The organism is Gordonia asplenii, from assembly GCF_012933505.1.
Taxonomy (GTDB): Bacteria; Actinomycetota; Actinomycetes; order Mycobacteriales; family Mycobacteriaceae; genus Gordonia; species Gordonia asplenii.
The window spans coordinates 20663-40196 of record NZ_JABBNB010000016.1; the positions used below are offsets into that span (position 1 = coordinate 20663).

The 19534-nt window shown below is 68.2% G+C and carries 14 protein-coding genes; 6 read left to right on the forward strand and 8 right to left on the reverse strand.

Features of this window, described 5'->3' with window-relative positions:
* Nucleotides 1–96 precede the first annotated feature (96 nt).
* Together HH308_RS15945 and HH308_RS15950 are read right to left on the reverse strand one after the other, a co-directional pair.
* Nucleotides 97–981 carry a universal stress protein gene (locus tag HH308_RS15945; RefSeq protein ID WP_170195216.1) on the reverse strand — a complete coding sequence of 295 codons (885 nt, stop codon included), beginning with the start codon at nt 979–981 and terminating at the stop codon, nt 97–99.
* Nucleotides 978–2804 (reverse strand): amino acid permease, encoded by a 1827-nt coding sequence (locus HH308_RS15950; RefSeq protein WP_170195217.1) that lies wholly within the window; start codon nt 2802–2804, stop codon nt 978–980. Before HH308_RS15950 ends, HH308_RS15945 begins: the two co-directional genes overlap by 4 nt.
* A 303-nt stretch (nt 2805–3107) precedes the next feature.
* Here HH308_RS15950 and HH308_RS15955 point away from each other — a divergent pair, with 303 nt between their 5' ends.
* Together HH308_RS15955 and HH308_RS15960 are read left to right on the forward strand one after the other, a co-directional pair.
* Nucleotides 3108–3992: an SPFH domain-containing protein gene (locus tag HH308_RS15955; protein WP_170195218.1), complete on the forward strand. Its 885-nt coding sequence runs from the start codon at nt 3108–3110 to the stop codon at nt 3990–3992.
* Entirely contained in the window at nt 3992–4189 is a 198-nt protein-coding gene (locus tag HH308_RS15960; protein ID WP_170195219.1) for a type II toxin-antitoxin system antitoxin, read from the forward strand. Before HH308_RS15955 ends, HH308_RS15960 begins: the two co-directional genes overlap by 1 nt.
* Before the next feature lie 380 nt (nt 4190–4569).
* On the opposite strand, the gene HH308_RS30455 is transcribed toward HH308_RS15960, so the two are convergent.
* Together HH308_RS30455 and HH308_RS15970 are read right to left on the reverse strand one after the other, a co-directional pair.
* Nucleotides 4570–6606, reverse strand: a complete 2037-nt coding sequence (locus HH308_RS30455; protein WP_170195220.1) for a LuxR C-terminal-related transcriptional regulator — start codon at nt 6604–6606, stop codon at nt 4570–4572.
* Between the two features lie 14 nt (nt 6607–6620).
* Nucleotides 6621–8291 carry an Hsp70 family protein gene (locus HH308_RS15970; protein WP_170195221.1) on the reverse strand — a complete coding sequence of 557 codons (1671 nt, stop codon included), beginning with the start codon at nt 8289–8291 and terminating at the stop codon, nt 6621–6623.
* Nucleotides 8292–8543: 252 nt separating this feature from the next.
* Here HH308_RS15970 and HH308_RS15975 point away from each other — a divergent pair, with 252 nt between their 5' ends.
* The 3 genes from HH308_RS15975 to HH308_RS15985 are packed head-to-tail and all read left to right on the forward strand — an operon-like array spanning nt 8544 to nt 14930.
* Nucleotides 8544–11642 carry an IniB N-terminal domain-containing protein gene (locus tag HH308_RS15975; protein WP_170195222.1) on the forward strand — a complete coding sequence of 1033 codons (3099 nt, stop codon included), beginning with the start codon at nt 8544–8546 and terminating at the stop codon, nt 11640–11642.
* Nucleotides 11635–13470: a dynamin family protein gene (locus tag HH308_RS15980; protein ID WP_376767227.1), complete on the forward strand. Its 1836-nt coding sequence runs from the start codon at nt 11635–11637 to the stop codon at nt 13468–13470. Before HH308_RS15975 ends, HH308_RS15980 begins: the two co-directional genes overlap by 8 nt.
* The gene (locus tag HH308_RS15985) at nt 13467–14930 is read left to right on the forward strand and encodes a dynamin family protein (RefSeq protein ID WP_170195224.1); all 1464 of its coding nucleotides are present in this window, start codon (nt 13467–13469) and stop codon (nt 14928–14930) included. The genes HH308_RS15980 and HH308_RS15985 overlap by 4 nt, the downstream gene beginning before the upstream one ends.
* A 102-nt stretch (nt 14931–15032) precedes the next feature.
* Here the strand turns inward: HH308_RS15985 and HH308_RS15990 are convergent, their stop codons facing one another.
* The 4 genes from HH308_RS15990 to HH308_RS16005 form a co-directional block, all read right to left on the reverse strand.
* A complete protein-coding gene (locus tag HH308_RS15990) occupies nt 15033–15551 on the reverse strand; it encodes a hypothetical protein (RefSeq protein WP_170195225.1) in 519 nt (172 codons plus the stop codon).
* Between the two features lie 36 nt (nt 15552–15587).
* The gene (locus tag HH308_RS15995) at nt 15588–15989 is read right to left on the reverse strand and encodes a hypothetical protein (protein WP_170195226.1); all 402 of its coding nucleotides are present in this window, start codon (nt 15987–15989) and stop codon (nt 15588–15590) included.
* Between the two features lie 4 nt (nt 15990–15993).
* Nucleotides 15994–17598: a cytochrome bc1 complex cytochrome b subunit gene (gene qcrB, locus HH308_RS16000; RefSeq protein WP_170195227.1), complete on the reverse strand. Its 1605-nt coding sequence runs from the start codon at nt 17596–17598 to the stop codon at nt 15994–15996.
* A gap of 90 nt (nt 17599–17688) precedes the next feature.
* Nucleotides 17689–18144: a MarR family winged helix-turn-helix transcriptional regulator gene (locus HH308_RS16005; protein ID WP_170195228.1), complete on the reverse strand. Its 456-nt coding sequence runs from the start codon at nt 18142–18144 to the stop codon at nt 17689–17691.
* A 92-nt stretch (nt 18145–18236) separates the two neighbouring features.
* Between HH308_RS16005 and HH308_RS16010 the strand changes: the two genes are divergently transcribed.
* Nucleotides 18237–19481, forward strand: a complete 1245-nt coding sequence (locus HH308_RS16010; RefSeq protein WP_211188546.1) for a multidrug effflux MFS transporter — start codon at nt 18237–18239, stop codon at nt 19479–19481.
* The last annotated feature ends 53 nt before the right edge of the window (nt 19482–19534 follow it).

Sequence of the window (19534 nt, forward strand, 5' to 3'; positions counted from 1 at the left end):
ACCGCAAAGCGCACGATCCCCTGGGTCTCGAACGCCCTTGTCGTGACAAGGGATCGGTCGAGATCCAGGGGATCGTGGTTACAGCGTGGACAACTCCTACGTCGCAGGCCTCGGCAGGATCATCACGGGCACGGGCGAATTGCGCACGATGCGCGCCGCGACCGACCCGAGGAATACCTGTTGCGTCTGCGCAGCGGCACCCGAGCCGAGCACCAGAACGTCACCCGGACCCCACTGCACCGACTCGACGGCTGCGCGCCAGTCGGGTCCGACGCCGACGGCCACCTCGACGTCGGGCAGCCCGACCGTCGACCGCACGGTGTCGAGTTGCTTGGTGATGTCGTCCTGGATGTTCTGCCACCACCTGTCGACGACGAGGTTCTCGGCCTGCTTGGGCGTCGCCATCGCGTAGGCGCTGACGTCGCGCGCGGTGAACGACACCACGCGCAGCCCGACACCCCACTTCTTGGCCAGTGCCGCCGCGGCTGGGATCAGCCCGTTGACGTCGGCCTGGCCGCCGAACGCGGCGGTGAGCCGACGCACCGGGCCGCCGCCCGATGCGTAGCCGCGCGGGGCGATGGCGATCGGTACCGCGCTGCCGTGCACCACACGGTCGGTGACGCTGCCGAGCGCCACCCGGCCGAGCAGCCCCGTCGACGACGATCCGACGGTGACGACACTCGCCTGCTGTTCGGTGGCGAACTGCGCGAGTCCGGTCGGGATCGACGTCGCCGCGCGAACCTCGACGGTGATGCCGGTGCCCGCGGGCAGGGCGTCGACCGCGCCGTGCAAGGCACGCTCGGCGTCGGTCGTCAGATAGTCGAGGTACTCGTCCTCGATCGGATCCGACTTCGGCGGGCGTCGACGCTCGACTATGGCGACCGCGACGATCTGCTCGCCGGTTGTCCGGGCGATCTGCGCGGCGAGTTCGACCGGAGCCGTCCCTCGCCGCGCGGCGCTGAATCCGGCGACGATCGTCACGCCGTCGTCCCCGCTTTCTTCGCGTGCGACACCACGTGAGTCACCGGCACGTTGTGCTCGGACCGGGCTCGGTCGACGACGTCGAACCGCTGCCACACCGAATCCTCCGGCGGAAGCGTCGAGATGACGATCCGGTCCGGGCTGAATTTCGCGACGGCCTCGGCCAGTGCTTCCAGCGGCCGGTAGTCACCGAGCTCGCCGTCGGCGGTCAGACCGTCGCCGCGCAGCGAATCGAGCGTGGCGTTGAGCCGCTCGGTCGCGATGCGTCGAGTTTCCTCCCAGACGTCGAGCGGACCGTGCCGGTCGGCTGCGCCCATCTCGATGGGGCTCGTCGGCACGACGACGTGGTAGACGGTCTGCTGGTCGGCGCCGATCTTGGTGAGCTCGTTGTGCAGCTCGTCGGAGTCGACCGTCTGGTTGGCCAGCACGAGCACGCGGTGCGGCTTGTCGAGTGAGACGGCGTCGGGAACCGACGGACGCGACTGAACGAACTGGCGGTTGACGAAGTACAGCACCACCACCAATGCCCAGGCGCCGAGGCTCAAGAACAGCTGCGAACGCGTCGAGCCGTCGATGCCCATCTGAATCAGGATGGCGACCATCGCGAGTGCGGTCAGAATCGACAGCACCGGGAACAGCCACATCTTGACCTTGAGGGTCTCACTGCCGTTGCGGTAGCGCAGGACGATCTGGCTGACCATGATCATCCCGTAGACGAACAGGATGATCGCGCCCGATGAGTTGAGCAGGAACGCGAAGATGGTGTCGGCCCAGAAGGCGGCCGCGATCACGCAGATGAAGCCGATCAGCGACGACCCGATGATGGCTGCGCTCGGCACACCGCGCGCGTTCACGACCACCAGCCGCGCCGGCGCCTCACGTCGGGCGGCGAGCACGAAGAGCATGCGCGAGGCGGTGTACATACCGGAGTTCAAGCAACTCAGGACCGCGGTCAGCACGACGGCGTTCATGATGTGGTCGGCGTAGGGAATGCCCATCTCGGTGAAGGCTTGGACGAACGGCGACGCCGCGCCCTCCTTGCCCATCTCATTCCACGGCACGATGCAGACCAGCAGGAACGACGACCCGACGAAGAACACGGCGATACGCGCGATGACCGAGTTGGCCGCACGCGCGACGTTCTTCTCCGGATTGTCGGACTCGGCGGCGGCGATGGTGGCGATCTCGGCGCCGACCATCGAGAAGATGACCGTGACGACGCCGACGGTGATCGCCATCGATCCGTTCGGGAAGAACCCGTCGTGTGACGTTAGGTTGGAGAAGTCGAGCGACCGGCTCGGCCACAGACCGAAGACGAAGCACGCGCCCAGGGCCATGAAGACCAGGATCGCGGCCACCTTGATGCCGGCGAACCAGTATTCGAACTCGCCGAACGACGACACCGAGAACAGGTTGGTCGCGGTCATCAGGATCAGCAATATCATCGCCGTGAGCCAGATCGGGGCGCTTGGGATCCAGAAGCGGATGATCTTGGCGCCCGCGATCGCTTCGAAGCCGACGACGACGACCCAGAAATACCAGTACAGCCAGCCGATCGAGAAGCCGGCCCAGTTGCCGAGCGCGTCGCGCGCGTAGTCGGCGAAGGAGCCGGTCGTCGGATTTGCGACGGCCATTTCGGCGAGTGCGCGCATGACCATGATGACGAGAACGCCAGCGAGCGCGTAGGTGATGAAGCTACCCGGTCCGGTCGCCTGGATGACCACGCCCGATCCGACGAACAGTCCGGCGCCGATCACGCCGCCGATTGCGATCATCCGGAGTTGACGGTCGCTCAAGCCCTTCTTGAGCTCACCGCCGCTCATCGTCTGCCCCCTGGGGTCGGGGTCCCCTGTGCTGGATGCGTGGACATCATCACCTCTTCTTTCCGTACCGATCGCGAGCGCGGGTGTGACCGCGCCCTCCTACTGTGATGTGGCTTACATCGCATTGGGGTCACTTTGCGCTAATTGGCTCAACTTTCTGGCCGACGGTTCGGCATAGAGAATCTCCAATGCATTACAGACCGTAAAGATGCCGGGTTTGCGGCGTCTTCGACCGCTATGGCGCGGCGACTATCAATGTGATATCACTTTGATAGAAACTTCATAGGGCCGAGGAGGCAGAAGATGGAACTTCGTCAGGCAACTCGTTGGAACGGGTTCGTGGTGCTGTTGTCTGGATTCGTGGTGCTGGTCGTCGCGATCGGGGGCGCGGTGGCCGGGCTCATCGGCTTCGGCAATCATCGTTCGATACCGGGGCTGGTCGGTGCGATCATCGCGATCCTGATCGCGCTCGTCGTCCTCGCGATCGCGACGGGGTTGACCATCGTCAACCCCAACGAGGCGAAGGTCGTGCAGTTCTTCGGCCGTTACGTCGGATCGGTGTCGGAGCCGGGCTTCTTCGCGGTACTTCCACTCACCGACCGTCGCAGCATCTCACTGCGCGTGCGCAACTTCGAGACGCAGAAGCTGAAGGTCAACGACGCTGACGGCAATCCCGTCGAGATCGCCGCCGTCGTCGTCTACCGCGTCGTCGACAGCTTCAAAGCCGCCTTCAGCGTCGACGACTACGAAGAATTCGTCGAAACGCAGTCGGAGGCGGCCGTCCGTCACCTCGCGACGACCCGCCCCTACGACTCGCACGACGAAGGACGAATGAGCCTGCGCGACGGTGCTCAAGTCGCCGAGGAGATGACGGACGAACTGCGCGTACGCACCGAGTCGGCCGGCATCGAAGTCATCGAGGCACGCATCACCCATCTCGCCTACGCACCCGAGATCGCCCAAGCGATGCTCGTGCGCCAACAGGCGGCGCAGGTCGTGGCAGCGCGTCAGAAGATCGTCGAAGGCGCCGTCGGCATGGTCGGCTTGGCCCTCGACAGGCTGTCTGAAGACGGCGTCGTCGAACTCGACGAAGAGCGCCGCGCCGCCATGGTGTCGAACCTTCTCGTCGTCCTGTGCGGCGACCGGGCAACCCAACCCGTCGTCAACGCAGGTACCCTCTACGCCTGATGAGCGACGACGACGCGGCCGTCCCGGCGGCCCCCCGACGCCGCAAGAAGGAACCGAAGAGGGTGCTCCTGCGGCTCGACCCGGCCGTCCACGAGGCAATCGCCAAATGGGCGGCCGACGACCTGCGCAGCATCAACGCTCAGATCGAGTTCGCCCTGCGTCGGGCGCTCGAGGATGCGGGCCGCGGGCCGCGCTGAGGTGTACGCGTTGTAAACCCGCTCCGGTTGGAGGCGCCTGGTGCGTGGGCGGTTTCGGGGGCCGGGGAGTGGGGCTTTTGATTGAATTCTGTCCCGTGGTCGACGCCGGGGGAGCGGGTCCCTTGGTGGCGGTGAGCGGGCAGTTTGCAGTCTGCTCCCTGAGCCGATTGCATTCTGTCCCCTAGACGACGCCGGGGGAGCGGGTCCCTCGGTGGCCCTGACCGGGCAGTTTGCAGTCTGCTCTCTTGGCCGGATTGCATTCTGTCCCGTGGTCGACGTTGGGGGAGCGGGTCCCTCGGTGGCCCTGACCGGGCAGTTTGCAATCTGCCCCGCTCGACGCCGGGTTGTCCGGCCCATGATCGGGCCTACTGCAATCTGCCCTACTCGTAGCCGGCCGCCCGCAGCGCCGACAGCAGGTCCGAGCGCGAGCCGGCGTCGAGGCGTCGACGGATCCGGGACACGTGATGTTCGACGGTTTTGGCGGAGATGAACAAGCGCTCGCCGATCTCTCGATAGGTGAAGCCCGCCAACAGTTCTCGGGCCACCTCGGCCTCGCGGTCGGTGAGCGGGCCGTCGACGGCGGGCGAGTCGGTCGGCACAGCGACCGAAGCGTCGTCGGCCGCCGCGAAGTAGGCCCGCCAGGCCGACGACCACGCGGGCGGGTCGCCGTACGCGGCGAGCAGCCGATCGGCTGCGACGACGTGCGCCGCGACGGCGTCAGAGCAGCCCAATTCAGTTGCTGCCGAGGCAATTTCGCCCAGTAGGAGGAGCGCGAACAGATCGCTGCACGGAGTCAGCAGAACGTCGGAATACTCGGCCCACCGACGACGGAGGAGTTCGACGTCGCGGGAGCGTCGGGCCGCCCCCAGATCAGCGGCGGCAAGCAGCAGCCGATCACGCGGTGTCCCGGCCGCGACGTCGCCAGAAACCGCAGTACCCTCGACGACCCCGACGAACCGGCTCAGCAAGCCGGTACCGTCCGACGACGCCAGGTGCCGCGCACCCGCGTGGTCGCCGACGTGCAGCGCCACCATGGTCGCCACCCAGACCTCCGGAGTCACATGGCTGCTCGCCGGCCGGGCCCCGAGTGTCACGGACTGCGAAAGCTGTTGTGCTGCACCGAGATAATCGTCCGAGAGGCTCGCCGCCAGTCCCGTGCGAAACAAGTCCGCCGCGAGTTGGGCTCCGGTAGGTGCCAGTCCGGCGGTGTCATCGACGACGATGCCCGCGCCCGTCCCGACGTCGGCGATCATCGCCCCCACGCCGCCCGACGAACCCGTTGCGCGCCTGCACCATGCGAACAGGGTTGCCGCGTGACTGAGATGACCACGCGACCAGGCGACCTCGGCGGCGATGGAAACCAGTGCCGCAGTGTCGAATTCGCCGCCCAGTTCGCCGGTGGCGGATCTGGTCAGCAGATCGTCGGTCAGCGCCGAGGCGACGTCGAGATGATTCGCGGCGAGCGCCGCCCGGGCGATCCGCAGCGCGTCGCCGACGTCGGGTGCCGCCTGCTGCAACACCGCGAGGAGTCGCGCGGCGGCCGGACCGTCGTCGACGCCGTGGATCAATACCTCGACGAGGGCGGGGTCGGTAATCCCCAAGCTGACCGCAGCCATCGCCTCGTCGACACTTAACACGTTGTGCTGCAACCGATATGACAACGCCGCCCGATGGAGGTCGGCGAACCGCGCAGCCCCGACGACGGTGCGCAACGCGCCGACCACGACGCCGGGAAAAACGTCGGACGCACTGAGCAGTCCGCTGCCGCGCGCGGCGTCGAGCGCGTCGACGATCACCTCGTCGTCGACGCCGAGAACTGCCGCAGCCGACGCCGGGTCGACCGGTTGTCGTAACGCGGCGAGCACCAACACCGACTGCGTAACCGGATCGAGCCGCCGGAGCAGTCGATGCTGCCACTGGGCGGCGACGTCCTCGACGACGGCGGCCACCCGCTGGTCGGACGCGGCGTCGTCGAGCAGGGCCAGCGTCTCGTCGACGACCACCGCGACGCCGAGACTGCGTCGTCGGATGAGTGCCGCACCCGCGGTGCTCAGGCCGGTCGCGTCGGCCCGGGCGAGAACATCGGCGGTGGTCAGCGGCTCGTGGACGACGAGCCCGCCGTCCCGGGCGGCGAGCGCGGCGAGTGCGCCGAGTTCCGCGAAGTGATCGCGCGGTTCCGCGGCGGCCAATACTCGCAGACGTCCGCCGACGACGGCCGCGGCGAGCGCGTCGAGACGTTGTCCGTCGAGCAAATGCGCGTCGTCGACTACGACCCAGCCCTGCGATGCGGACCCGACGTCGTAGGACACGTCGTGCCCGGCGTCGCGCAGCTCGCCGGCCAGCTCGTGCAGCATCGTCGACTTTCCGCTGCCCGGCCCACCGCTGATCAGAACGCACATGCGGTTGTCGTCGATCACGGATCCGCTGACGCTCAAGGGCAAAGCACTTGCGTCACACCGCAAACGGTCTTGCCGACCTTCGGCACTACCTGGGGGATGACGGGAGTCTGGGGCGCGGGTTGTCCGGTCTCGACGGGCGGGGTGGCCGTGGAGCCGGAACCAGAGCCCGAACCGGAACCAGAACCAGAGCCCGAACCGGAGCCGGAACCGGTGTCCGAGCCCGATCCCGAGCCGGATCCGCCGCCGGTGTTCGCGGTGGTGGGGGCGGTCTGCGCCGGCGCGGGTGCCTGCTGACGCGCCGGGGCCGTCGAAGTGCCGGGCGGCGCGACCGTGGTGCCCGCGGCCTGCGTCGTACCCGGAGCCGGTGTCGTCGACGCCCCGACGGTGTCGGCCGTGGATTGTCGATCGCTGCCGTGTCGTTTCGTCGTCGCCGAACTCGGGTGCGGCGCAGACGTACTCGTCGTCGTAGTTTCGGCATTCGCGGGCGGTGCCGTCGTCTGATCGGTTCCGCCGACGACGCCGGTGCTCGCCGCGAGGGCGACCGCCGCTACCGCTGCGACGCCGGCGACCGCGGCGCCGATGAGGATACGACGCCGCCACGACACGGGCGCGTCCGACGCCGTGTCGCCACGCGGAGCGGGGGAGAGACCGCGAGGCACGGCCGGGACGGCCACGACGGCGGCCGGAGCGGCTGCCGCGGGCACCAGCGCGGTGGCGGCCGCGGCCGAACCGCGGCGTGCCGCGATGATCGCGCCGCCGACCGCGGACTGCCGCGTGGGCTGCTCGACCAGGGTCACCGGAAAGGGGAGACTCGCGGCGAGAATCTCACCGACCAGCGGCGTCAGCGCGACACCACCGGTGAGGATGAGTCCGGCGACGTCGCCGACGAGGAGATCGCACGACGCGATCGCCGCGGTGATGAGGCCAACCGATTCCGTGATCGGTCCGCGCAGGAGGCCCTCCAGCTCGGCGCGCACCACTCGGGCCTGCGTTGCGACGTGCGGAAGGGTGATCTCAACGGTCGACTCGGTGGCCGCCGACAACTCTTCTCGCGCACGCCGACTCGCGGTGCGCAGCCTGGCCAGTGCATCGACGACGGCGGGGTCGTCGATATGGGCCGGGTCGAGCGCGTCGGCCGCTCCGGTAGCCATCAGCAGATGGGTGAGCAGACTGTGGTCGAACTCGTCGCCCCCGACCTCCCCGGAGAACATCGGCCGGCCGAGAATCGTCGGCTCGGCGTCGGCCGAGACGACCGTTACCCGCAGGCCCGACGCACCGAGGTCGTAGATGACCTGGGTGCCGACCGCACCGGGCACCGCGGCGACGGTGGCGAGTGCTTCGGGTACCAACGCTGCCGAGGGAAGGTCGGGGCCGGCGAGATCGTCGGACAGATTCTCGACGACCCGTGCGGCCGACTCCACCGCGTACTCGCTCCACCGGTCCGGATAGACCAGGGTGACCGGTCCGCTCGGCGTGCGCGCCTGTCGCAGGACGTCGATCACGGCCTCGACGTAGAGGACCTCGGGAAAAACCGACGAACCGTCGTCTTCGATGATCGGTATCGGATCGCCGACGCCGTGCACCATATTGGGTTCCGATGTCAACGATGCGGTCGGGACGGCGAGCGTTTCGGAGCTGCCCGCCGTCGAGACCGCGACGACGCTGTTCGCCGCGCCGATCTTGACACCCACACTGGTAGTCATTCTGGTGCTCACATCCTCAATGCTGCGGGCCTGATGAGCCCTGCTATCACCTCCATTGTTCGTGGTAGGCGGCCGATTGGTTACACCTGGGGGACGGATTGGGGCAAAAGTCCCAGTCCCACCCCGGATGGCGGCGAGAACTAGGGTTTTCGCCCGACGCGGCGATGCCCGACGCGGCGCTAGTTTCGATGGCAGAGTGCATCGGCCGACCCCTTCGGCAGGTGCTTTTCGACCTTCGACGAGAGGCAAGACATGCCCACCAACGCAGTACTCGATTTCATCCTCCGACTGCTTCGCGATCAACAGGCAGCCGACTCCTACTGCCAGAATCCGAACCTCGAGCTCAACCACGCCGGGCTCACCAACATCACGCCCGCAGACATCGCCGCGGCGGCTCCGCTGGTCGCCGGCGCGGCGACCAGCGCCAACCTCGGGGCCATCGTCGATGCCGGCGGCGGAGGCGGGGCCGCAGTCGGCGGTGGCGTCGTCGGGGGCGGTCTCGGTGGCGGCGTGGTCGGTGGCGGTCTGACCGGGGGCGGCGTTGTCGGCGGCGGCGCGGGCGGGACCATCGGTGGCGGGACGATCGGTGGAGGCACCGTCGGTGGTGGGACGATCGGCGGTGGCACCATCGGTGGTGGGACCATCGGTGGTGGGACCATCGGTGGCGGGACCATCGGTGGCGGCACGATCGGCGGCGGGACCATCGGCGGTGGCACCATCGGCGGCGGATTCGGGGGACTGAATGCCGGCAACGTCAACATCGGCGGTCTGAACGCGGGCGGTCTGAACCTCGGCGGTCTCAACGTCGGAGGCGTGAACCTCGGCGGCGCCGACCACGGCAATCACGTCGGCGGAACCCTCGGCGCGGGCTTGGCGGCCGGACTCACCGCGGGCGGCGCCGGCGCCGCAGCGCTCGGTGCGACGCTGGGCGGCGCCCTGGAGTCGGTCCTGGGCGTCTCCTCGGTAGGCACGCCGTCGCTAGACGCCACTCTCGGTTCGTCCGTTGCCGGCGTGCTCGGCGCGGCACTCGGCGTCGACGCCGCCGGGACCGCACAGCTCGCATCCGCCATCGACGCGGTCGCCACCGCAGGCGGATCGCTGTCCGGTGCCCTCGAATCGGGCTTGGCCGGTGGCGGCGACGCCGCCGGAGACGTCGGTACCGCGCTCGGCGGCGTCCTCGGCACCGCACTGAGCTCCGACAGTTCGCTCGGCGCGGGCTTCGCGACCGCGCTCACCGGTGGCGCCGACGTCGCCACCGCACTGTCGTCGACGTTGTCGGGAGCGTTGGGTCTGAATTCCACCGTGCAAGCGCAGTTGCAGTCGGCCCTGTCGTCGACCATCTCCGCGGGCGGTGGCCTCGGCGGCGCATTCGACTCGGGAGTCCTGAACGGGTTGTCGGGCGGCTTGGCCACGTCGCTGTCGTCGTCGTTGGCGTCGACGCTGGGTCTCGGCGGCGGAGTCGCCGGAGACCTCGGCGCTGCGTTGGGCGGTGTCGCGGGTGCCGCGCTGACCGCCGGTCCCGGTCTGTCCGCCGATGCCGGCGCCGGTATCAGCGGCCTGGTCGGCGGTGCGCTGAGCTCGACGCTCGGCGTCGGGGCCGCACAGCAGGCCGGTCTGACCGCGGCACTCGACGGCGTCCTCGACGGCGCTTCGTTGCCCGCGATCTCCGCACCGGGTTTCACCTCGGCACTGAGCAGCCAGCTGTCAGCGGCGCTGGCCGGTGGCGGCAGCGCGGCGTCGACCCTCGGCGCGACCCTCGGCAGCTCGCTGGCGACCACCTTCAGCGGCGACGCCGGTGGTGCGCTCGCCGGCGGTGTCGGCCTCCAATCCGCGCTCAGCGCAACGCTTTCCGACGGCGCGGGTCTCGGCGGCAGCCTCGGCACCGGCGGCGACCTCGGCAGCGCCTTGACCGCGGCACTGCACGCGGGCGGAGTCACCGCGGCGACCATCACCCCCTTGCTTTCCGGTGGATTGGCCACCGACCTCGCGGGCGAACTCGGCGCAACCGGTGCCGGCGGCGGCATGGCCGGAGCAGAACTCGGTTCGACGCTGGCCGGAATGCTCTCCGGCGCGGCGGGTGGCGCAGTCGGCTCCGACGGCGGGGTTCTCGCCGCCGATCTCGCCTCTGCGCTCGGTGTCAGCGGTCCCGTCGTCGCGCAGCTCGGCTCGTCGCTCGACACCGCGATCGCCGCCGGTGGCGGCGGTGATCTGACGACCAGCCTGGTCAGCGCGCTGTCCGGCGGCGGCGAGGTCGGCGGCAACGTCGGCAGCGCCTTCGGAGCCGTGCTCGGCAGTGCGTTCAACGGAAGCCTGGGATCGGATATCTCGGCGGCGACCGGCGGCGGCGCCAGCCTCTCATCGGCATTGTCGACGACGCTGGGCAGCACCCTCGATCTCGACGCCCGCACGGCGGGCCAGGTGGGCGCGACCGTCGACACCGCGCTCGCCGCAAGCGGACACGGTCTCACCCTCGCGGCGACCGGGCCGGCCGTCCTGGGCTCTACTCTCGGTACCGCGGGCACCGGTGCCGCTGGGGCCGGATTCGGATCGCTGACCGGCTTCGGATCGACGACCGCGGGCAACACCGCCTTCGGCTCGCTGACCGGGGTGTCGCAGACGCAAGGGGTCGGCGCGCTCCACGGCCTCGACCCCCTATCGGGGCTGAGCCCGGTCCAAGGCGTGGATCCGGTGCACGGTGTCAGCCCGGTTCAAGGTCTGAGCCCGGTTCAAGGTTTGAGCCCAGTCCAGGGCGTGGATCCGGTGCACGGTGTCAGCCCGGTGCAGGGGCTGAGCCCAGTCCAGGGCGTGGATCCGGTGCACGGTGTCAGCCCGGTTCAAGGTCTGAGCCCGGTTCAAGGTTTGAGTCCAGTCCAGGGCGTGGATCCGGTGCACGGTGTCAGCCCGGTGCAGGGGCTGAGCCCAGTCCAGGGCGCGGATCCGGTGCACGGTGTCAGCCCGGTGCAGGGTCTGAGCCCAGTCCAAGGCGTGAGCCCGGTACACGGTGTCAGCCCGGTCCAGGGCACGGACACCGCGGGCACCGGGTCCAACCTGCCGAGCACCACGGGATCAGGCGTGCAGGGAACGCAGCAGCCTTCGGGAACCGCTGTGCCGCACCTCGATTCGACGACGACGGGCACCAGCCCGGTCGACGCCGGTCTGCACACCACCGGTGACGCCACCGGCGGTCTGTCGTCCGATCTCGGCACCGACCCGACGTCGGGCTTGTCCGGCGGCCTGCACACCGGCCTGACTTCGGGGCTGACGACCCACACCGACACCTCGACCACCGATCACACCGACACCACCTCGCATGGGCATACCGGTGTGGATCTGCACGGAATCGGTGGATGATGTGACCGTGGCGCAATCACCTGCGCGGGCGTCGACCGCAGACGACCTCGGCGCGATCGCGGACAACCTGTCTGCGATCGCCGCCGTGGCCGGGCGGCGTGACCTCGCCGACCGACTCCTCGCGGCGACCACTCGTCTCCGCGACCCCCGGCTGCGCATCGTCGTCGTCGGGCAGCTCAACCAGGGCAAGAGCCAGTTCGTCAACGCCTTGCTGAACATGGCGGTGTGCCGCGTCGGAGATGACGAGACCACCGCGGTTCCGACCCTCGTCCAGTACGGGGCGCAGCCGGCGGCGGAACTGATCGTCGGCGATCGCCGCGGTCACGAGTCGGTTGCGCTGCCGTCGTCGGCGATCGGGACCATCACCTCGGGAACCGACTTCGCGGGCGGCAAAGACGTTGTGCGCGTGGACGTCTCGGTGCCGAGCGCGCTGCTTGCCGACGGACTCGTTGTCATCGACACACCTGGCGTCGGCGGGCACGGACATCCGTTCGCGGCGATGACGCTGGGCATGGTGTCGACCGCGGACGCGGTCTTCTTCGTGTCCGACTCCAGTCAGGAGTTCACCGCACCGGAGATGAACTTCCTGACTCAGGTCACCACGCTGTGCCCGACGGTCGCGTGTCTGCTCACCAAGACCGACCTCTACCCGCACTGGCGGGCCGTCGCCGACGCCGACCGGTCGCATCTGCGGTCGGCCGGTATCGACATCCCGGTGTTGCCGGTGTCGTCGCACCTGCGCGCCCATGCCTTCGCCCGGCAGGACGAACGGCTCAACGCGGAGGCGGGCTTCGCCGATCTGTACGACTACCTGCGTGCCGAGGTACTAGCGAAAGCCGTTGCGGCCAGCCGTGACTCGGCGACCGACGACATCCGGGTGGTCGCCGAGCATCTCGCGCTGGCGATGAGCGGCGAGCTGGCGGCACTCGGCGATCCGGCGGTCGCCGAGCAGGCGCGCAGCGCTTTGGTGGCGGCGTCGGAGCAGGCAGAGCAGATGCGACGCGAGTCGGCGCGCTGGCAGCACACGCTCAACGACGGCATCGTCGATCTGGCCGCCGACATCGACCACGATCTGCGTGACCGGCTGCGTGCGGTGACTCGCGAAGCGGAGGCCGCGATCGACGATTCCGACCCGGCCAAGGATTGGGACCGCCTCGCCGACTGGCTCGTCGAACAGACGTCGGTGGTCATCGGGGAGAACTTCGTGTGGGCCACCGAGCGGGCGCAGTGGCTGGGCGAGCGGGTCGCGGATCACTTTGCGGCGACCGGTGATTCGACGCTGCCGTCCCTGGGCATCACCGATCTCGACGGCCTGCTCGACGAGGTGACCGCGCTCGCGGCGCCCGATGTCGAGCGCACCGGCATCGCGCAGAAGCTGCTGATCGGCATGCGCGGGTCATACGGCGGTGTCCTGATGTTCGGATTGATCTCGACGATGATGGGCGTGGCGCTCATCAACCCGATTTCGGTGGGTGCCGGACTTCTCTTGGGCAGCAAGGCATATCGTGACGACAAGCAGGCGAAGATCCTCGAGCGGCGTGGGAAGGCGAAGATGGCGGTGCGCGCGTTCACCGACGACGTGAGCTTCCAAGTCGGCAAGGAGTCGAGAGACCGGTTGCGCACCATGCAGCGGGTGTTACGCGACCACTTCACCGGGGTGGCCGAGCAGGCGGCCCGTTCGATCAATGAGTCGCTCGCCGCGGCGCAGTCGGCGGCCGAATTGGCGGGCACCCAACGTGAGTCGCGTCGGGCTGCACTGGAGCAGGAACTCAAAAGCGTTGCGGCGCTGCGCAATCGTGCCGACCAATTGGCGCTGGGTTCGGCATGACACTGATCGACACCGCGCAGCGGTTGGTCTATTCGGCACGTGCGGCGGTCGACGACGACGCCGTCGCGCGTGCCGAGTTGGACCGATGCATGGACCGATTGTCGGCTCCGTTGCGGGTGGCGCTCGCGGGTTCGCTCAAAGCGGGTAAGTCGACGATGCTCAACGCGCTGGTGGGTCAGGACATCGCGCCGACCGACGCCACCGAGTGCACGCGGGTGGTCACCTGGTACCGGCGCGGTCGCGCGGCAACGGTGACGGCGGTGCGCTACGACGGTGGGGCACAACAGGTTCCGGTTACCCGCTACAACGGCCGCCTCAGCTTCGACCTCGGTGCGCTCGGTGCCGAGGACATCGCGCACCTCGACGTGACCTGGCCGAGCGCGGCGCTCGATTCGATGACCATCGTCGACACGCCGGGCACGGCATCGTTGACACGCGAATTATCCATGGCGACAGAGGAATTGCTCGCGCCGACCTCGCGGGAGTCCGGCGTCGACGCGGTGGTCTATCTGATGCGTGCGATGACCGCCGAGGACACCGCGATGCTGCGCCGGATCGGTGAGGCACTCGGCGGCGACGCCGGGCCGCTGGGCATCGTCGGAGTGGTGTCGCGGGCCGACGAGATCGGTGCGGGACGTATCGACGCGATGAGTTCCGCCCGGCAGACAGCGGGCCGGATCGCAGGCGAGCTGAGCCGAACCGGCTTGTGCCAGGCCGTTGTTCCAGTTGCCGGACTATTGGCGCTGGCGGCCCGGACCATGCAGGAGATCGAGTTTCGCGGCTTGCTACGGCTGGCGTCGATGCCGCCGGAGACGCTCGACGATCTGCTGCTGTCGGTCGATCGGTTCGTGGCAACGCCGATCGACGGTGTCGCACCGGAGGTCACCGCGGCTCTTGCCGATCGATTCGGTGTGTTCGGAATTCGCATGGCGGTCACCGCGATTCGGTTCGGCGCGGGCACGGCGTCGGAGTTGGCGGCCGAACTCATCGCGCGTAGCGGTCTGGACGAGTTACACGACGCGATCGCGTCGCAGATCGCCGACCGGGCAGATCAATTGAAAGCGCATTCGGCGCTGGTGGCGACGGAACGGATTCTGTCGGCGTCGCGCAGTCCGCGGGTGGCGGGGGTCCTCGCCGACGTCCGGCGCAGCCTGGCCGATACCCACGGCTTCTCCGAACTCGCGCTGCTCGGCAAATTGCGGTCGGGGCAGGTTGCGATGACCGACGAGCGCTGCGCGGAATTGAGCCGCCTGATCGGCGGCAGCGGTGTGCAGCCGTGGGCCAGACTGGGGTTGCACCCGCAATCGCCGTCGGGCGAGGTACGGCAGTCGGCACTGCGCGCGGTGTCGACGTGGCGCGACCGGATGCGCCACCCGCTGGCCGACGCCGAGGTGTCGGCGGCAGCACTGGTGGGTGTGCGAAGCGCGGCGGGGATCATCGCCGAGCTGGACGGGGGCTGAGGGTCCGGATGTCCCGACGACGGTCGCACAACACAAATGGCTGAACCCGAACGGACATTCCGTTCGGGTTCAGCCATTCCGTTCGGGTGGAGTACCGACCACTCATTCGTTCACGAAGAATGCCATCACTGTCCCGATGACCCCCACCGCCGCGGCCTCCACCGCGGCCCACTGGAACGCCGGGCTGAATCCGGCGGCCGTCATCTCCTCGCCCGAGGCGTTGATCGTCACGTACATCCCGGCGGCGAGGAGTGCGACGGCGACTGCGGCAGTCACCAGCCAGTTCCGCCAGCGCGGCAGTTGCTTGACGATGCGCCACAGTCCCACAGCCGCGCATACCACGGTGATCGCGGCCAGGCCGGCACCGAGGGCGAGGGACACGTTGGCCGCGTGCTGGGCGTCGTCGAGTTTCGTCCCGACGTTGTCGGTCACCGCGGCGAGCGCCAGGTGGTGACTGAGGTCGCTGAAGTGAAGCAGCGCCCCGACGACGCCCAGCGCCAGCAGGATCACCGCGGCGGACCACAGCGCCACGATCAACCAGTGCAGCGTGCCTCGCGACGGGGTCGGTGATTGCATCGGCGTGATCGAGATCTCGGGGCGACGCGGAGGGCCAGCGGTCATGTCGTGAAACCTTAGTGCACCCAATCCGTCGTAGTATCACCTCGCCCGATACAGCCGCGACCACCGCACCGCCTGCCGTGCGGTGCGCGAGGTGCACCAGGCCGCGACGGCGAGTGACGTCATCGCGATCGCCACCAGTTCGATAGTGAACCACCACAGGTCCGGCGTGTCTGTCACGTAGAAGTTGCCCAGCACGATGAACAGCGCGCCGATCGCCGCCGCTGCGCCGACGAGCGCGGCCGGCCAGGTGGCGCGGGCTTCGAGGTGATGCTTCTCCTCGATGAGTTCGGCTTCGGCCAGCGTGGATTGACGCCCGGCGTCGAGCGTCGAGACCGCGACGAAGAACTCGGGATCACGGCGCGGCGCCGTGGACCGCCGATACGAGACGAGCCACGCTGCGACGGCGACTACCGCCGACACCACTCCGACGACGATCACGGTCCTACTCCTGCCGCTTCGAGAGTTCTTGCAGCACAGTTCTTTCCGCATGAGCGAGGTCGCGGCGGTGTTCCTCGCTGAGCTCCTGCTGGTCCGGCGGATCGGCGAGCAACAACGACCCCGACCCCGGCGCGCCGGCCGATCCCAACTTGTTCATCCGTTTCGGCAGAGCCGTTCCCGCGTAGGGCAACGGGATCGGATGTCCTTGTGCGTCAACAGGTCCCAGCGGTTGGTGGATCTCGATGTAGGCGCCCTGCGGCAGTCTCTTGACGATGCCCGTCTCGATGCCGTGCTCCAGGACGGTGCGGTCGGCACGTTGCAGCGCCAGTGCCCACCGGTAGGCGACGAAATAGGCCAGCGGCGGCACGACGACGAGCCCGATGCGGCCCATCCAGGTGGTCGCATTGAGGGACACATGGAATTTCAGCGCGATCACGTCGTTCATGCACGCCAGGACGAGGATCACGTAGAACGACACCGCCATCGCACCGATACCCGTGCGTACCGGAACGTCGCGCGGACGCTGCAGCAGATTGTGGTGGGCCCGGTCGCCGGAGAACCGCTTCTCGATCCACGGGTAGGCGATCATCGACACGAACACCAGACCGATCACCAGGACGCCCCAATTCGACGCCGGGACAGTGTGATTGCCGAAGTAGAGCTCCCAGGACGGCATGAGCCGCAGCAGCCCGTCGGTCCACATCATGTAGATGTCCGGCTGCGATCCCGCCGAGACGTGCGCGGGGTTGTAGGGTCCGAGCACCCACACCGGGTTGATCTGGAAGATGCCGCCCAAGATGGCGAGCAGACCGAAGACGATGGCGAAGAACGCGCCCGCCTTGGCCGCGAACACCGGCATGATCCGCACGCCCACCACGTTCTTCTCGGTGCGGCCGGGTCCGGGGAACTGAGTGTGCTTCTGATACCAGACCAGCGCCAAGTGTGCCCCGATCAGCGCGACGATGATGCCGGGGAATAGCAGCACGTGAATGATGTACATGCGCGGAATGATGATGTCGCCGGGGAATTGGCCGCCGAACAACGCCCAATGGATCCACGTCCCGACGATCGGCAGACCGAGCGCGCCAGCGGTCAGTGCGCGAACTCCGGTGCCCGACAACAGATCATCGGGCAGTGAGTATCCGAAGAACCCTTCGAACAGGGCGAGGATGAGCAGTACACAGCCGATCACCCAGTTCGCCTCGCGCGGGCGCCGGAATGCTCCGGTGAAGAAGATGCGCAGCATGTGGATGACGATCGCGGCCGCGAAAAGCAGTGCGGCCCAATGGTGTATCTGCCGAACGAACAGTCCGCCGCGCACGTCGAAGGAGATGTTCAAGGTCGATTCGTATGCCCTCGACATCAGCACACCGTTGAGCGGCTGGTACGACCCGTGATAGACCACCTCCGACATCGACGGGTCGAAGAACAGCGTCAGATACACGCCGGACAGCAGCAGGATGATGAACGCGTACAACGCGATCTCGCCGAGCAGGAAGGACCAGTGCGTCGGGAAGACCTTGTTGACTTGTCGGCGCAGGCCGGCCGCCAGGTGGTAGCGCGAGTCGAGGTCGTCGGCGTGGCGGGCGAGGCGAGTAGAGGTGGCCATTGGATGCTCCCAACATGGACTTTGTTCATCTACTACGTTCGATAGTAGGACTTTGGTCCCTGGTTGGGAAGGGGCAGCCGGCGACGGGGGCTACTGCTGCGTTTGATGCAGTCCCTCGTCGATGGAGCTCAGCAGTGCGCGGGCCTGCTCGACGCCGCCGGTGTCGCCGCCGAGCGCTTCGGTCAACCGGCGCGACCAATGCGCCCGCAACCGCTCCAGATTGCGATCGGCTTTGTCGGTGACGAACAGTCGTGAGGTTCGCCCGTCGTGTTCGTCCCGGTGGCGTCGAATCAAGCCGTGTCCTTCGAGTGATCGCAGGGCGACGCTCACATTGCTGCGTGCAATCGCCGTCGTCGACGACACGTCGCTCGCGCAGCAACCCGGGTTGCGGTGAATGCAACGCAGGATGAGCGCTTCGCTGCCGGTCAGTGCGACGACACCCGCGACGCCCCGGGGGCCCTGTGGGTCGAGTTCGCGGGCGACGCGCAGGATCACGTCGGCGAGCTCGGTGAGCGGGGTCATCCCCTCGTCGAACGAGTTGGTCATGTGGCGACTGTAGCAGGTGATTATGGTTTGCATAACTACAATTGTCATGGTTTCATAACTAAATCGACGACCCCGAGGAACTGATGACGACGATGCGCACCCACACCCCGGTCCCGGCCGACCGGAATCGCCTCACCGGGGTGATTCTGCTGGTCCTGGCGTTGCTGTCGGCAGTCGCCCCGCTGGCCATCGACCTGTACCTGCCTGCCTTTCCCGACCTCGCCGACGAGTTCGCGGTGTCGGCGACACAGGTTCAGTTGACGCTGACCGCGTTTCTCGCCGGTCTGACGTTGGGGCAGTTGGTATTCGGTCCGCTGTCGGATCGCTACGGTCGGCGGGGCCCGCTGATCATCGGCGCGACGCTGTGCGTCGCCGCTTCGGTACTGGCCGTATTCGCTCCCGGTAGCGCGGTTCTGGTCGCGGCCCGATTCCTGCAGGGCCTCGGCGGAGCAGCGGGCATGGTCATCGGTCGCGCCATCATCTCCGATCTCACCGCGGGCGACGGTGCGGGCAGGGCGGCCGCCCGGGCATTCAGCCTGATGATGATCGTCGGAGGTGTCGCGCCGGTCGTCGGGCCGGTGGTCGGCGGCGCACTGGCCGAACCGATCGGCTGGCGGGGAATCCTCGGCGTCGTGCTCAGCCTCGCCGTGATCATGCTGGTCTGCATCCTGGTGGTCCTGCGGGAGAGCAACCCGCCGCAGCGTCGAGCCGAACTGTCCGCCCAGCGCGCCGCGCAGGGAGCCTGGTACAAGTCTTTCTCGTCGCGGCAATTCGTCTGCTACACAATGGCATTCGGCTTCGGGTTCGCGTCGATGATGGCGTATATCTCGGCGTCGCCGTTCGTCTACCAGGACATGATGGGCCTCAACGCCGCACAGTACGGACTGGCCTTCGGCTTCAATGCACTCGCGCTGATGGGTGTCAGCGCGGTCTCGGCCCGACTGGTCCGCCGGATCGACGCCGCGCGGCTGCTGGCACTCGGTGTGGGCATCGTTCTGGTGGCGAGTGTCGTTCTGTTGCTTCTCGCGGTCTGCGGGGCACCGGCACTCACGCTGGCCGTTCCGTTGTTCTTCGTCGTCTCGGCCCAAGGGCTGATTCTCGGCAATGCGACCGGACTCGCCCTGACGTCGGTGCCGCAGGCCGCGGGTGGGGCGTCGGCGATTCTGGGCGCGCTGCAGTTCGGACTCGCCGCGCTGGTGTCGCCGCTGGTCAGCATGGGTGGTGAGGGGACGGCTGTCCCGCTGGGAATCGTGATGGTCTGCTGTGCGACGGTGGCGACCACCGCGATGGTCGTGTGCGTCTCCCGATTCCCGTTGCGAGCCTCGGCGGACAGCTGACGGCAGAATTGAGCGGCACCCGGCCCTACGCCTGAAGCGCATTCTCGCCGTAG